The 14352-nt window shown below is 52.0% G+C and carries 12 protein-coding genes; 3 read left to right on the top strand and 9 right to left on the bottom strand.

Features of this window, described 5'->3' with window-relative positions:
- Positions 1-158 precede the first annotated feature (158 nt).
- The 9 genes from FHC49_RS10630 to bolA form a co-directional block, all read right to left on the bottom strand.
- Positions 159-557 carry a YbgC/FadM family acyl-CoA thioesterase gene (locus tag FHC49_RS10630; RefSeq protein ID WP_185667142.1) on the bottom strand — a complete coding sequence of 133 codons (399 nt, stop codon included), beginning with the start codon at positions 555-557 and terminating at the stop codon, positions 159-161.
- A 109-nt stretch (positions 558-666) separates the two neighbouring features.
- Positions 667-1044 (bottom strand): helix-hairpin-helix domain-containing protein, encoded by a 378-nt coding sequence (locus tag FHC49_RS10625; protein ID WP_220439721.1) that lies wholly within the window; start codon positions 1042-1044, stop codon positions 667-669.
- A gap of 148 nt (positions 1045-1192) precedes the next feature.
- Complete coding sequence (gene ppiD, locus FHC49_RS10620; RefSeq protein ID WP_220439720.1) at positions 1193-3067, bottom strand: peptidylprolyl isomerase; 1875 nt, start codon at positions 3065-3067, stop codon at positions 1193-1195.
- Positions 3068-3265: 198 nt separating this feature from the next.
- Positions 3266-3538 carry a nucleoid-associated protein HU-beta gene (gene hupB / locus FHC49_RS10615; RefSeq protein WP_035895161.1) on the bottom strand — a complete coding sequence of 91 codons (273 nt, stop codon included), beginning with the start codon at positions 3536-3538 and terminating at the stop codon, positions 3266-3268.
- Positions 3539-3747: 209 nt separating this feature from the next.
- Positions 3748-6102, bottom strand: coding sequence for an endopeptidase La (lon, locus tag FHC49_RS10610; RefSeq protein ID WP_185667145.1), 2355 nt, complete (start codon positions 6100-6102; stop codon positions 3748-3750).
- 183 nt (positions 6103-6285) lie between these two features.
- The gene (gene clpX / locus FHC49_RS10605; RefSeq protein ID WP_220439719.1) at positions 6286-7560 is read right to left on the bottom strand and encodes an ATP-dependent protease ATP-binding subunit ClpX; all 1275 of its coding nucleotides are present in this window, start codon (positions 7558-7560) and stop codon (positions 6286-6288) included.
- Positions 7561-7694: 134 nt separating this feature from the next.
- Positions 7695-8318, bottom strand: a complete 624-nt coding sequence (gene clpP, locus FHC49_RS10600) for an ATP-dependent Clp endopeptidase proteolytic subunit ClpP (RefSeq protein WP_185667147.1) — start codon at positions 8316-8318, stop codon at positions 7695-7697.
- A 240-nt stretch (positions 8319-8558) separates the two neighbouring features.
- Positions 8559-9857, bottom strand: a complete 1299-nt coding sequence (gene tig / locus FHC49_RS10595) for a trigger factor (RefSeq protein WP_185667148.1) — start codon at positions 9855-9857, stop codon at positions 8559-8561.
- Positions 9858-10203: 346 nt separating this feature from the next.
- Positions 10204-10521: a transcriptional regulator BolA gene (gene bolA / locus FHC49_RS10590; RefSeq protein ID WP_035894301.1), complete on the bottom strand. Its 318-nt coding sequence runs from the start codon at positions 10519-10521 to the stop codon at positions 10204-10206.
- A gap of 297 nt (positions 10522-10818) precedes the next feature.
- Between bolA and FHC49_RS10585 the strand changes: the two genes are divergently transcribed.
- The 3 genes from FHC49_RS10585 (at position 10819) to cyoA (ending at position 14339) form a co-directional block, all read left to right on the top strand.
- Positions 10819-11397, top strand: coding sequence for a lipoprotein (locus FHC49_RS10585; RefSeq protein WP_185667149.1), 579 nt, complete (start codon positions 10819-10821; stop codon positions 11395-11397).
- A 45-nt stretch (positions 11398-11442) separates the two neighbouring features.
- Positions 11443-12918: a muropeptide MFS transporter AmpG gene (gene ampG, locus FHC49_RS10580; RefSeq protein ID WP_220439718.1), complete on the top strand. Its 1476-nt coding sequence runs from the start codon at positions 11443-11445 to the stop codon at positions 12916-12918.
- A gap of 473 nt (positions 12919-13391) precedes the next feature.
- Entirely contained in the window at positions 13392-14339 is a 948-nt protein-coding gene (gene cyoA / locus FHC49_RS10575) for a cytochrome o ubiquinol oxidase subunit II (protein ID WP_035894297.1), read from the top strand.
- Positions 14340-14352 lie beyond the last annotated feature (13 nt).

Here is a 14352-nt window from a genome sequence, read left to right as displayed (position 1 = left end):
TACTATGACCGGAAAAGCCGTAGTATTATCCGGATAGACTAGGAAAGTGTTACCTATGTTCCCGGTCTGAAGTGTTACCTATGTATCCGGTCGTACATGCGCTCGCCCGGGCTACCTGTTCCGGGCAAGGCGTTTACGCCGCCCCCGGGACAAGCACATTACTCAACCATCGCTTCCAGATGCTCCCGCAATTCCCCTTCCAGCGCCAACGCCTTCTGGGTTTTTAAGTCGATACAGACGAAGGTAATCAGCGCGTCGGCAACCACCTGCCCTTCAGGCTCCAGCGTGACCACCTGACTTAATACGCCGCTTTTACCGTTCAATTGCTGCACCTTGCTGGTCACCGTCAGCAGATCGCCCAGCACCGCCGGACGACGGTAATTAATATTGATATTCACCACCACAAAGGCGATGTGGTTCGCACTCATCCACTGGAACCCCGCGCTGCTCTCCAGCCCATCCCAGCGGGCCTCTTCAAGAAACTCCAGATAGCGAGCGTTGTTAACGTGCTGATAGACGTCCAGGTGATAACCGCGAACTTTGATTTGTGTCTGCATAGCGCCATAGCCTTATTATTTTGTTTTTACATAGAGTCAGAGGTCACACCACTGGTATGACCTCTTTAGTCTGGCAAATTTTCAGACGAGTGCAAACACTTGATGCAAATTAAAGCGTGAGGTGTGCCAGATTACGCTCAACGAGCGAGCTACCCATTCCCGGCACCTGCTTGAGATCGTCCACCGTTTTGAACGGGCCATACTCTTCACGATAGCTAACGATGGCCTGCGCCTTTTTCAACCCTACGCCGTTCATCGCCTGCGCTAACGCCTCAGCCGACGCGGTATTGATGCTGACCCTGGTCCCTTCATCTTCCGCCGTTTTAGCGGCAGGCGCGGCCTTCACCTGCTCTCCGGTATCCGCACTGGCTTTTGTCTGCGCCGCCTGCGTTTTCGCCGCAGCAGGCGCTGCCGCCTGAACGCTAAAGCTCATCCCCGCACACGCCAGTACCGCCGCCATAACAGACATTTTGATTCCACGTTTCATCTTGATTTCTCCTTGTTGATTGATAGCGAAAGCACCATAACGGTTAGCGCGAAACGGTTCAAAAGGCAGATTTCAAATGTGGAAAAGGCCGCGAAAGCGGCCTTTGATATGTACATCGCATTACAAAATTATGCGAAGCGAATTCCGATTATTGCTGCTGGTCAATGATGTCGCCGAGCTTAATCTTCGCGGATTTACGCAGGTTGTTCATCATCGCTTCAAAGGCGATTTGCGCGTTGTTCTGGGTAATACCCTGAACCATCGCTTTCTTCTGCGCTTCCGGCATTTCGCCCGCTTTCACTTCGTCCAGCGCCAGCAGAACCACGTTGCCCTGCATATCGTTGCCGATACCGTAGCTTGGTTTGTCTTTCTGCGGCAGCGGCAGTGCGAAGGCAGCCTGGCTCAGCGGATCCTGACCGGCACGGCTCAGGGTTTTGCTGGCGCTAAAGGTCAGGCCTGCCGCTTTCATCGCGTCGTCGCCTTTACCGTCTTTCAGCGCCACCAGCAGTTTTTCAGCATCCAGTTTGGCCTGCTGTTCTGCTTTGTTGTGCTTAACGATATCGGTCACCTGCGCTTTCACTTCCGCCAGCGGTTTCACCGCTTCGGCTTTGTGCTCTCTCACGCGAATGACGAAGGCGCGGTCGCCGTCAACGGTGATGATGTCTGAGTTGCTGCCCGGCATGCCGTTCTCGCCAACCAGACCACCGTTGAAGATAGCCTCAGATACCGGCTTGAAGTTCAGCTCGGCCGGCAGGCTGTTACGGTCAAACCAACCGGTCTCAACCGCTTTCACGCCAGCCGCCTGCTCTGCACCCGCCAGAGAGTCGTTGTCGTTGCTCGCCGCATCGCTCACCTTCTGCTGCAGTGCATAGTAAGCGTCGAGTGATTTTTCCTGCTTCACTTTGTCCGCAATCTCTTTGCGCACGTCAGCCAGCGGTTTCACCTGTGCAGCCTGTACGTCGTCAAGACGCGCGACCAGGAAGCCCACGGAGGATTTGATCACGCCGGACAGTTGGCCTTTTTCTTTCAGGCCGGCATTTTTCAGCTCGTCAGGCGTGGTAGAGGCTTCCAGCCAACCCATATCGCCGCCGTTACGTGCGGAGATGATGTCAGCAGATTTCTCTTTTGCCAGAGCAGCGAAGTCAGCGCCTTTGTTCAGGGCGTCCAGTACCGCTTTCGCATCCGCTTCAGTTTTGGTCTGAATCACGCTGTAACGGTCACGCTGCGGCTGAGTGAACTGATCCTGATGCTGGTCGTAGTAAGACTGAATGTCGTTGTCAGAAACAGGCTCGCTCATGGAGGTAGCGTCCAGCTTGATGTAGCTCACGCGGAACTGCTCCGGCGCCACAAACTGGCTCTTGTTCTGCTCGTAGTAGCTAGAAACTTCCTGATCGGAAACCTGCTGCTTCGCCGCCAGCGCATTCACGCCGATCGTTGCTTCGCGAACCAGACGCTGCTGCGCAACCAGTTCGGCCAACTGGTCGGTTTCGCCCGGCAGCATAAAGTCGGTACCGGCAACGGCGTTAATCAGCTGTTGGGTCGTCAGTTGGTTACGTAGCGCCTGCGCGTATTGATCCGCCGTCATGCCCATCTGATTCACCAGCGCGTTGTAGCGGGTGTTATCAAATTTGCCGTCGGTCTGGAAAGCGGGGGTGGCGAAAATCGCTTTACGCACCTGCTCATCGCTGATGCTAAGACCTAAAGTCTTCGCGTACTGATCCAGCAGCGATTCGTCGATCAGGCGGTTCAGCACCTGCTGACGCATCGTTTTGATGTAGTTTTCGTTGGCCGCCAGCTCTGAGTACTGGTCGCCAAGCTGCTGCTGCATGCGGTTACGCTCGCTAGCAACGGCATTTTCAAACTGGCCGCGGCCAATTTCCTGGCCATTCACTTTTGCGGCAAAATTATTGTTACCGCCGATCAGGTAACCACTCACGCCGGTCAAAATGAACGACACGATAATGAGCCCGAAAATGACTTTGATCACGACGCTGTTGGCTGCCGTGCGTAAATTGTCCATCATGGTGTAACAACACTCCGCTGTAGGTGACAAATACCTCGTGCAGCATAGCACGTGTGGCCGCTATTTTGACAAGAAACCAGGGCGCTTGTCAGCATGACACCGAATATAAACGCTTAAAAGTACACAATAAGCCATAAAAAAAGGCACATCAGATGATGCGCCCTTGTACTGTGCCACATTCCCTACGCGGGAAAGCGATCAGTTTACCGCGTCTTTCAGTGCTTTACCTGCACGGAACGCTGGTACTTTAGCAGCGGCGATAGTGATCTCTTTACCAGTCTGAGGGTTACGGCCAGTACGGGCAGCACGCTCTTTAACAGCAAAGGTACCAAAACCTACCAGTGCAACATCATCCCCTGCCTGCAGAGATTCAGTAACAGAAGCAATTAAAGCATCTAACGCACGTCCAGCTGCAGCTTTGGAGATATCCGCGCCAGCAGCAATCTTGTCAATCAGTTGAGATTTATTCACTGTTCTCTTCCTCTCTTTATTATTTATATCGCACCTGAATCCTTCACGATGCAATCGCGGAGCAGTTATATCAGGACTCCCATGCCCTTACAACACCCGTCGTCATCGACACACCTGCCAGCCGTCTAAATTAGCGAGACAAAAAAAGGCTGGCAAGTCAGTTTACGCTTGCCAGCCTTGTTTTTATTAACGCTCTTTGCGCGAGGTCACTATTTTGCGCTTACAACCTGCATGCCAGACGGCTCATTTTGCAGCGCTAGCGCCAGAACTTCCTCGATGCGCTTAACCGGATGAATCTCCAGATCGGCCAGAACGTTGTCCGGAATCTCTTCCAGATCGCGTTTGTTCTCATCAGGAATCAGAACAGTCTTAATGCCGCCACGGTGTGCTGCGAGCAGTTTTTCCTTCAGACCACCGATTGGCAGCACCAGGCCACGCAGGGTAATTTCCCCTGTCATCGCCACGTCTGCACGCACCGGGTTACCGGTCAGGCAGGAAACCAGCGCGGTACACATCGCGATACCCGCACTTGGGCCGTCTTTCGGCGTAGCCCCTTCCGGTACGTGAACGTGAATATCGCGTTTTTCGTAGAAATCTGGGTTGATGCCCAGTTTTTCTGCGCGCGCGCGCACCACGGTCAGCGCAGCCTGAATGGACTCCTGCATCACTTCACCTAAAGAGCCGGTGTAGGTCAGTTTGCCTTTACCCGGTACACAGGCGGTTTCGATAGTCAGCAGATCGCCGCCCACTTCCGTCCACGCCAGGCCGGTAACCTGACCAACGCGGTTTTCTTCATCCGCGCGACCATAGTCGAAGCGCTGAATGCCGAGATAGTCGTGAAGGTTGTCGCCGTTAATATCGATGTGCTTCAGCTCTTTATCCAGCAGCAGCTGTTTAACCGCTTTACGGCACAGTTTCGAAATTTCACGTTCCAGGCTACGAACGCCCGCTTCACGGGTGTAGTAACGGATGATGCCAACAATCGCGCTATCGTCTACCGTCAGCTCGCCTTTTTTCAGGGCGTTACGTTCGATCTGCTTCGGCAGCAAGTGACGTTTAGCAATGTTCAGCTTCTCGTCTTCGGTATAACCGGACAGACGGATCACTTCCATACGATCAAGCAGCGGCGCTGGAATGTTCATGGAGTTCGAGGTCGCCACGAACATCACGTCGCTGAGATCGTAATCCACTTCCAGGTAGTGATCGCTGAACGCTACGTTCTGTTCTGGATCAAGCACTTCCAGCAGAGCGGAGGCCGGGTCACCGCGCATGTCCGAAGACATTTTGTCGATTTCATCGAGCAGGAACAGCGGGTTTTTAACGCCCACTTTGGCCATTTTCTGGATCAGTTTACCCGGCATAGAGCCGATGTAGGTGCGACGGTGACCGCGGATTTCCGCTTCGTCACGCACGCCGCCCAGCGCCATACGAACGTATTTACGTCCGGTCGCCTGAGCAATAGACTGCCCCAGAGAGGTTTTACCCACACCAGGAGGCCCTACCAGGCACAGGATTGGCCCTTTCAGCTTGTTCACACGGCTTTGAACCGCGAGATACTCAAGAATACGGTCTTTGACGCGCTCGAGGCCGTAATGGTCGGTATCGAGGATTTCCTGCGCCTGGCGAAGGTCTTTTTTGACCTTACTGCGCGTATTCCACGGCACCTGCACCATCCAGTCGATATAACCGCGAACCACGGTCGCTTCTGCTGACATCGGCGACATCATTTTCAGCTTTTGCAGTTCGGCTTCGGTTTTCTCTTTCGCCTCTTTCGGCATCTTCGCCGCGTCGATCTTACGCTTCAGCGCTTCGTTTTCGTCAGGAACTTCGTCCATCTCGCCGAGTTCTTTCTGAATGGCTTTCATTTGCTCGTTCAGATAGTACTCACGCTGAGATTTTTCCATCTGCTTTTTCACGCGGTTGCGAATACGTTTCTCAACCTGCAGCAGATCGATTTCTGACTCCATCATCGCCATCAGATATTCCAGGCGCTCATTGATGTCGGACATCTCGAGTACGGACTGTTTATCTGCCAGCTTCAACGGCATGTGGGCCGCGATGGTATCCGCCAGGCGTGCAGGATCGTCGATGCTGTTCAGCGACGTCAGCACTTCTGGTGGGATTTTTTTGTTCAGCTTGATATAGCCTTCAAACTGACCGATTGCGGTGCGTACCAGCACTTCCTGCTCGCGCTCTTCAATCGCCGGCGATTCCAGGTACTCTGCTTTCGCGGAGAAGTGTTCGCCGTTATCAGAGAGCGTAGAGATACGCGCACGCTGCAGCCCTTCAACCAGTACTTTGACCGTACCGTCAGGCAGCTTCAGCATTTGTAAAATAGAGGCCACGGTCCCGACGGTGAAAAGATCGTTTACACCCGGCTCATCCGTTGAAGCATCTTTCTGCGCGACCAGCATGATTTTTTTATCATGATCCATGGCCGCTTCCAGACAACGGATAGATTTTTCCCGCCCTACAAATAAGGGGATGACCATGTGCGGATAAACCACCACATCGCGCAACGGCAATACGGGGATTTCAATGCGTTCAGAACGCTCAGGATTCATAGAGCTCTCTCTTAGTTTAGTGTCCGCCAGGTAAACTGGTCATGCGACTGTGCTTCACACAACCATTAACATGTAACCAGTATATGGGGATGTATTCCACACATTCAACGCCATGAATACGGAAAAATAAAAGGGGAGATAAAATCCCCCCTTTTTGATTAACTGATTGTATGATCTGGTGAATTATTCGCCAGATGCCTGCTGCGCTTCCGGCTTGCCGTAAATCAGCAGCGGTTCGCTTTGACCGGCAATCACCGACTCGTCGATAACCACTTTTTCGACGTCTTCCATAGAAGGCAGATCGTACATGGTTTCGAGCAGTGCGGCTTCAACGATAGAACGCAGACCACGAGCACCGGTTTTACGCGCCATTGCTTTCTTGGCGATAGCGTCCAGCGCTTCGTCACGGAATTCCAGATCCACACCTTCGAGGTTAAACAGCGCCTGATACTGCTTGGTCAGGGCGTTTTTCGGCTCTTTGAGGATCTGAATCAGCGCTTCTTCGCTCAGTTCAGTCAGGGTTGCAACCACCGGCAGACGGCCGATGAACTCAGGGATCAGACCAAATTTGATCAGATCTTCTGGCTCAACCTGGGTCAGCAGTTCGCCTTCGCTGGCTTTATCCGTTTTAGATTTCACCGTTGCGCCAAAGCCAATACCCGAACCGGTTTCAACGCGGTTACCGATCACTTTATCCAGACCAGCAAACGCGCCGCCGCAGATAAAGAGGATCTTCGAGGTATCAACCTGCAGGAACTCCTGCTGCGGATGTTTACGGCCACCCTGCGGCGGAACGGCCGCTACGGTGCCTTCAATCAGCTTCAGCAGCGCCTGCTGTACGCCTTCGCCGGACACGTCACGAGTAATCGACGGGTTGTCAGACTTACGAGAAATCTTGTCGATTTCATCGATGTAAACAATACCGCGCTGGGCTTTCTGTACGTCGTAGTCGCACTTCTGCAGCAGTTTTTGAATAATGTTTTCAACGTCTTCACCCACGTAACCAGCTTCGGTCAGGGTGGTTGCATCAGCCATGGTGAACGGAACGTCCAGCAGGCGTGCCAGCGTTTCGGCCAGCAGGGTTTTACCGGAACCGGTTGGGCCAATCAGCAGAATGTTACTTTTGCCGAGCTCAACACCGTTGTTGGTATCACCGTTACGCAGACGTTTGTAGTGGTTGTAGACCGCAACGGCCAGCACCTTTTTCGCCTGTTCCTGACCGATAACATAGTCATCTAAGTGGTGGCGAATTTCGTGTGGCGTCGGCAGAGCACTGCGTTCACGATGCGGCGCCACTTCTTTAATCTCTTCGCGAATGATGTCGTTACATAAGTCGACGCATTCGTCGCAGATATACACGGATGGGCCGGCGATGAGCTTACGCACTTCGTGCTGGCTTTTGCCGCAAAAAGAGCAGTACAACAGTTTGCCCGAGCCATCTTTGCGTTTATCTGTCATGAGTCAAAACCTCTTTTTAAGTTCTTTGTGCCGCATATGACGACGCAAATGCCATTCTTAAGCGCAAGCTGCTACGCAAGCGTTGTGCCGCCCTTAGTAGTATATACCGTGCAGCGGCACGTGCCGTCATGACATTAGTTACGTTTGCTCAAAATTGAGTCAACCAGGCCATACTCGACGGCTTCAGAAGCGGACAGGAAGCGGTCACGTTCAGTGTCGCTCTCAATCTGCTCCAGAGATTTGCCAGTATGGTGCGCCATAAGCTCATTCATGCGTCCTTTCACCTTCAGGATCTCACGGGCGTGGATTTCGATATCCGTCGCCTGGCCCTGATAACCGCCCAGCGGCTGGTGAATCATTACGCGGGAGTTTGGTAAGCAGAAGCGCTTACCTTTTGCGCCTGCCGTCAGCAGGAACGCGCCCATCGATGCCGCTTGCCCCATACAGATGGTGCTGACATCCGGCTTGATAAACTGCATGGTGTCATAAATAGACATCCCTGCAGTGATCACGCCGCCTGGGGAGTTGATGTACAGATAAATGTCTTTTTCCGGGTTTTCCGCTTCCAGAAACAGCATTTGCGCCACAATCAGGTTTGCCATGTGGTCTTCGACCTGACCGGTCAGAAAGATTACGCGCTCTTTAAGTAGACGGGAGTAGATATCAAAAGAACGTTCGCCACGTGAGGTCTGTTCAATGACCATCGGCACCAGGGCCATGTGGGGTGCAAAATTATCTCGTTCGCCACTGTATGACATTTCCGTCTCCTGGATAATAAATAAAATAGCCACAGCCTGCTAATTATAGAGATGCGGCGAGTGATTCGTTCCCTCAGTAATGGGTACGATCTTACCCTATTTCAAGCATAACAATATTTTGTTGATACGCTAACACCGAAAAGCCGTTTTATCACGCAAGCTTTGGTTATTACTGCAATAAAAAAACCCGTCACCAAAAGGCAACGGGTTTTTCTCAAAACCGTAAACCGGTAAGCGAAATTACGCCTGCTGGTTCATCAGTTCATTGAAGGAAGTTGCTTTTTCAGTCACTTTCGCTTTTTCCAGAACCGCTTCAACAGCCTGTTCTTCCAGAGCGACACTGCGCATGTTTTCCATCAGCTCTTTGTTTTTGCTGTAGAATTCAATAACTTCTTTCGGATCTTCGTAGGCGGAAGCCATTTCTTCGATCAGGGTAGCAACGCGTGCTTCGTCAGCTTTCAGCTCGTGGGTACGAATCACTTCGCCCAGCAGCAGGCCAACAACTACGCGGCGTTTAGCCTGCTCTTCGAACAGTTCGCGAGGCAGTTCCATCGCTTGCTGCTGGTTGCCACCGAAACGCTGTGCAGCCTGACGGCGCAGAACGTCGATTTCGCTGTCGATCAGGGCAGCAGGAACGTCGATTTCGTTCGCTTTTACCAGACCTTCGATTGCCTGAGATTTAACGCGGTTACGTACCGCGCCTTTCAGTTCGCGTTCCATGTTTTTACGCACTTCAGCGCGCAGGCCTTCAACGGAACCATCTTCAACGCCGAAACGTTTGATGAATTCTGCAGTCAGTTCTGGCAGTTCACGCTCTTCAACTTTCTTCAGGGTAATCGCGAATTTAGCCGCTTTACCTTTCAGGTTTTCAGCGTGGTATTCTTCTGGGAAGGTAACGTCGATAACGAACTCTTCGCCTGCTTTGTGACCTTTGATACCGTCTTCAAAGCCTGGGATCATACGACCCTGGCCCATTGCCAGTACGAAATCAGTCGCTTTGCCGCCTTCGAATTCTTCGCCGTCTACAGAGCCGGAGAAGTCAACGGTAACGCGGTCTTCAGCGTCAACAACGCCGTCTTTGTCTTTCCAGGTTGCCTGCTGCTTACGCAGAGTGTCCAGCATGCCGTCAACGTCAGCTTCGGTCACTTCAACGACTGGTTTTTCAACTTCGATAGCGTCCAGACCCTGCAGTTCAACTTCTGGGTACACTTCGAATTCTACTGCGTAGGTGAAATCTTCACCCAGCTTGTATTCACCTGGAACGTAGTTAGGCGCGCCAGCTGGATTGATCTTCTCTTTGATGATCGCGTCAACGAAGTTGCGGCTCATCAGGTCACCCAGAACGTCCTGACGCACGGAAGCGCCATAACGCTGAGCAACAACATTCATCGGTACTTTACCTTTACGGAAACCGTCAATGCGTACTTTTTTCGCTACGTTGACCAGCTCGCTTTTTACAGCGGTCTCGATGCTGTCAGCAGCGATAGTAATCGTTACACGGCGGCCAAGGCCCTGAGTGGTTTCAACTGAAACTTGCATCTTGTTACCTCAAAAAAATCACAGTGCTCGGTCAACTCTACTCCGCAAGCTCGAAAAGCTGGCGTTGCGGACCTGGGATGCTCTCGTAATCAATCACATTCCCTGTCGTCAGAATCATCCCGAAGACATTCCGAAAAATAAGACGCAGCATTATAGCGGCATCACTTTTATGAGTCGAGAACGGTTATCACGCGTTGCTGCGGCATTTTTCACAATTCCCGGCTAATTTTTGTCTGAACGCTGTCGAAATAGCTCAAAATTCAGACAAAACAAAACGGCCCGCAGGCCGTTTTCTCATAATCTGTACGCAACATACTGGAAAAGTTCCGTGTTGCAAATGCCTTTTCTACGCGATAGTACCCGCTCCGCGGCATGGCGGTGAGGTAATGACGGTATCTTGCAAACCTTCCCACTCTTTTCGCGTATAAGTATGCAATGCCAGCGCATGGACGGTGGACGCAAACTCCTCTGTTAACGTTCCGTAGATCATCCGATGACGATTCAGAAAACGTTCCCCGGTAAACTTATCGCTCACCAGCACAACTTTAAAGTGGCTCTCAGAACCGGCCGGTACGTTGTGGCGGTAGCTTTCGTCTACGACTTCCAGGAAAACAGGTTCAAACGCTGCCCTCAGTTTTTCTTCGATTTGTTCACGCATCATCATGATATTACTCCTCCGACAACGTTAAGATGCCGCCTATCCCTTTAAATGTTAGCCGCTTTTACTGATTACATTACACAAAGGCAACAAAAAATTAGCGTTCGCACCCTTTTATTTGTCAAGTAGATGAAGTTAACGTCTTTTACAATCGCTTCTCATCTGAAATCCTGCCGCAGATTGTTCGCGAGCGCAGAAAAACACCAACACGATGAAATTACATGCATTGCCTACTTCCCCTGACCGATGGCGATGTTATGATGGCGGGAATTTTCAGTAAACAATGCGTTTGAGACCCCTAACATGTTAAAAAAAATCCTCTTCCCACTGGTAGCACTGTTTATGCTGGCAGGATGCGCAACGCCTCCGACCACGGTTGAAGTGTCACCAAAAATCACCCTGCCTCAGCAGGATCCAAGCCTGATGGGCGTGACCGTTAGCATCACCGGCGCTGACCAGCGTCAGGATCAGGCGCTGGCCAAAGTCACCCGTAACAACCAGTTGGTTACCCTGACCGCTTCCCGCGACCTGCGTTTCCTGATGCAGGAAGTGCTGGAAAAACAGATGACCGCGCGCGGCTATATGATTGGCCCGAACGGTGCGGTAAATCTGCAGATTATCGTTAATCAGCTGTATGCCGACGTTTCCCAGGGTAACGTGCGTTACAACATCTCTACCAAAGCCGATATCGCTATCATCGCGACCGCCGCTAACGGTAACAAGATGACCAAAAACTACCGTTCTAACTACTCCGTTGAAGGCGCATTCCAGGCTTCCAACAAAAACATTTCCGATACCGTTGATAGCGTGCTGGGCGATACCATCGCCGATATGGCACAGGACACCTCTATCCACGATTTCATCAAGCAGAACGCTCGCTAATCCCGTCACAGACCCGGCTTAGGCCGGGTCTGAACGTATAACACTATGTCTGGTCACTATCTCCGCATTTTTCAGCAACCGAAATCAGCCATTCTGCTGATTCTTGGCTTTGCTTCCGGCTTACCGCTCGCCCTGACCTCAGGGACGATGCAGGCGTGGATGACGGTCGAAAATATCGATCTGAAAACCATCGGCTTTTTCTCGCTTGTCGGCCAGGCATACGTCTTTAAGTTTCTCTGGTCACCGGTCATGGACCGCTACACGCCGCCGTTTTTAGGGCGTCGTCGCGGCTGGCTGTTGACGACACAATGTTTGCTGCTTATCGCCATTGCTGCGATGGGCTTCCTTGAGCCCTCCACGCAGCTACGCTGGATGGCGGCGCTGGCGGTGATTATCGCGTTCTGCTCCGCCTCGCAGGATATCGTTTTCGACGCCTGGAAAACCGATGTGCTTCCAGCGGAAGAGCGCGGCGCGGGCGCGGCGATTAGCGTGTTGGGCTATCGTCTGGGGATGTTGGTTTCCGGCGGGCTGGCGCTATGGCTGGCCGATAAATGGCTGGGCTGGCAGGGCATGTACTGGCTAATGGCGGCGCTGCTAGTGCCATGCATTATCGCCACGCTGCTGGCCCCTGAACCGAGCGACGTTATTCCGGTTCCGAAAAGCCTTGAGCAAGCGGTGGTACAACCGCTTAAAGATTTCTTCGGCCGCAACAACGCCTGGCTCATTCTGCTGCTCATCGTGATGTATAAGCTCGGCGACGCCTTCGCCATGAGCCTGACTACCACCTTCTTGATCCGCGGCGTGGGGTTTGACGCCGGCCAGGTCGGGATGGTGAATAAAACCCTCGGCCTGTTTGCCACCATTGTCGGCGCGCTGTACGGCGGCGTGTTAATGCAGCGCCTGACGCTGTTCCGCGCGCTGCTGATCTTTGGCATTTTGCAGGGCGTGTCAAACGCTGGCTACTGGGCGCTTTCGGTCACGGATAAGCATATTTATTCGATGGCGGCTGCGGTCTTCTTTGAAAACCTGTGCGGCGGCATGGGTACGGCGGCATTCGTCGCACTGTTGATGACGCTGTGTAATAAATCGTTTTCTGCCACCCAGTTTGCGCTGCTGTCGGCGCTGTCCGCCGTCGGCCGTGTCTACGTAGGGCCAATTGCGGGCTGGTTTGTCGAAGCGCACGGTTGGCCGACGTTCTATCTTTTCTCGGTGTTTGCCGCCGTACCGGGCATTCTGTTGCTGCTTATCTGCCGTCAGACCCTGGAATATACTCAGCGAACCGAACAATTTATGCCGCGTGATAGCTATGCGGGCGCCTACCGATTCGCGCTACGTCTGCTGATGCTGGGTGCCGTGCTGCTGGGAGTCTGGCTGGTGATGCTGCTGGCAAATGCCCTGAACCTCACCGCCATTCAATGGTCCGAAATCGTACTCGAGATAGGCGTCGTGATTGCCTTTATCGGCATTATTTACGGCTGCCTGCTGGACTACCTTGCCCTGCGTAAAACGCAGTTCCAATAAAATAAGCGGAAAATGTGAAGTCTACGTTGTAATCACGACGCGTAATAATAACGCTTACATCGTATGTAAAAAAAAATATTTGTGCTTTTGTGCGCTTTAGAATTCTGGAAATTATTGGAACGTCTAAAATGTGCTTTATTTCTTTAACCGATTCAGCACCAGAACAATTAATTTTTCGTTTTTGAGTTGTCTATTTTTTGATGATTAATTGTTAATTATTTGTGTATTTTTGGCAATGGTTATACCAATTGCCATCTCCCCCACCTCCCCATACCCCCTTTCGTTATAACGCCCGCCAGATGGGCTTTCCGCTCGGAAAATAGACACATTTAGCAACATCTGTGACAGGTGCGGCAGAACCCGGTAACACATAACTGACAGAGCCCTAATGATGTTTACAGTAATGTAACCTTCCCGTAAAATGACCCCACACTTTAAACGCCACCAACACCCCGTGGAATTGAGGTCGTTACATGAGACTCAGGAAATACAATAAAAACTTGGGATGGTTGTCATTAATCGCCGGCACTGTATTACTCAGTGGTTGTGATTCTGCACTTCTTGACCCCAAAGGACAGATTGGACTGGAGCAGCGTTCGCTGATTCTGACGGCTTTCGGCCTGATGATGATCGTCGTAATCCCGGCCGTCTTAATGGCCGTTGGTTTCGCCTGGAAGTATCGTGCGAGCAATAAAGATGCGAAGTATAGCCCGAACTGGTCACACTCCAATAAAGTGGAAGCTGTGGTCTGGACCGTGCCAATTCTTATCATCATCTTCCTCGCCGTACTGACCTGGAAAACCACTCACGCTTTAGAACCGAGCAAACCACTGGCTCATGATGAGAAACCAATCACTATCGAAGTGGTTTCCATGGACTGGAAATGGTTCTTCATCTACCCGGAGCAGGGCATTGCTACCGTTAACGAAATCGCCTTCCCGGCGAACGTTCCGGTGCAGTTCAAAGTGACCTCTAACTCCGTGATGAACTCCTTCTTTATCCCGCGTCTGGGCAGCCAGATTTACGCGATGGCCGGTATGCAGACCAACCTGCATCTGATCGCTAACGAAGCAGGTATCTACGATGGTATCTCTGCTAGCTATAGCGGCCAGGGCTTCTCTGGAATGAAGTTCAAAGCCATTGCTACGCCGGATCGTGCCGCATTCGATCAGTGGGTCGCGAAAGCGAAACAATCTCCGAACACCATGGATGACATGGCTACCTTCGAGAAATTGGCTGCACCGAGCGAATATAACAAGGTGGAGTACTTCTCCAGCGTGAAACCAGATTTGTTTAAAGCAGTGACCAGCAAATTCATGGATCACGGCAAGAGCATGGACATGACCAAACCAGAAGGCGAACACGCATCGCACGAAGGAATGGAAGGCATGGACATGAGCCACGCGGAATCCGCTCACTAAGGGGCCGAGGAAG

The sequence above is a fragment of the Kluyvera sp. EC_51 genome (assembly GCF_019584505.1).
GTDB classification, from domain to species: domain Bacteria; phylum Pseudomonadota; class Gammaproteobacteria; order Enterobacterales; family Enterobacteriaceae; genus Kluyvera; species Kluyvera sichuanensis.
The sequence above is the reverse complement of the archived record's forward strand: the minus strand, read 5'-3'. Positions and strand labels throughout refer to the sequence as shown.

Bases quoted from the DNA above. Each gene is read 5' to 3' on its own strand.
- ampG (WP_220439718.1), top strand. From the start codon at position 11,443: ATGTCTGGTCACTATCTCCGCATTTTTCAGCAACCGAAATCAGCCATT.
- cyoA (WP_035894297.1), top strand. From the start codon at position 13,392: ATGAGACTCAGGAAATACAATAAAAACTTGGGATGGTTGTCATTAATC.
- FHC49_RS10585 (WP_185667149.1), top strand. From the start codon at position 10,819: ATGTTAAAAAAAATCCTCTTCCCACTGGTAGCACTGTTTATGCTGGCA.
- lon (WP_185667145.1), bottom strand. From the start codon at position 6,102: ATGAATCCTGAGCGTTCTGAACGCATTGAAATCCCCGTATTGCCGTTG.
- bolA (WP_035894301.1), bottom strand. From the start codon at position 10,521: ATGATGATGCGTGAACAAATCGAAGAAAAACTGAGGGCAGCGTTTGAA.
- ppiD (WP_220439720.1), bottom strand. From the start codon at position 3,067: ATGATGGACAATTTACGCACGGCAGCCAACAGCGTCGTGATCAAAGTC.
- tig (WP_185667148.1), bottom strand. From the start codon at position 9,857: ATGCAAGTTTCAGTTGAAACCACTCAGGGCCTTGGCCGCCGTGTAACG.
- clpX (WP_220439719.1), bottom strand. From the start codon at position 7,560: ATGACAGATAAACGCAAAGATGGCTCGGGCAAACTGTTGTACTGCTCT.
- FHC49_RS10630 (WP_185667142.1), bottom strand. From the start codon at position 557: ATGCAGACACAAATCAAAGTTCGCGGTTATCACCTGGACGTCTATCAG.
- FHC49_RS10625 (WP_220439721.1), bottom strand. From the start codon at position 1,044: ATGAAACGTGGAATCAAAATGTCTGTTATGGCGGCGGTACTGGCGTGT.
- clpP (WP_185667147.1), bottom strand. From the start codon at position 8,318: ATGTCATACAGTGGCGAACGAGATAATTTTGCACCCCACATGGCCCTG.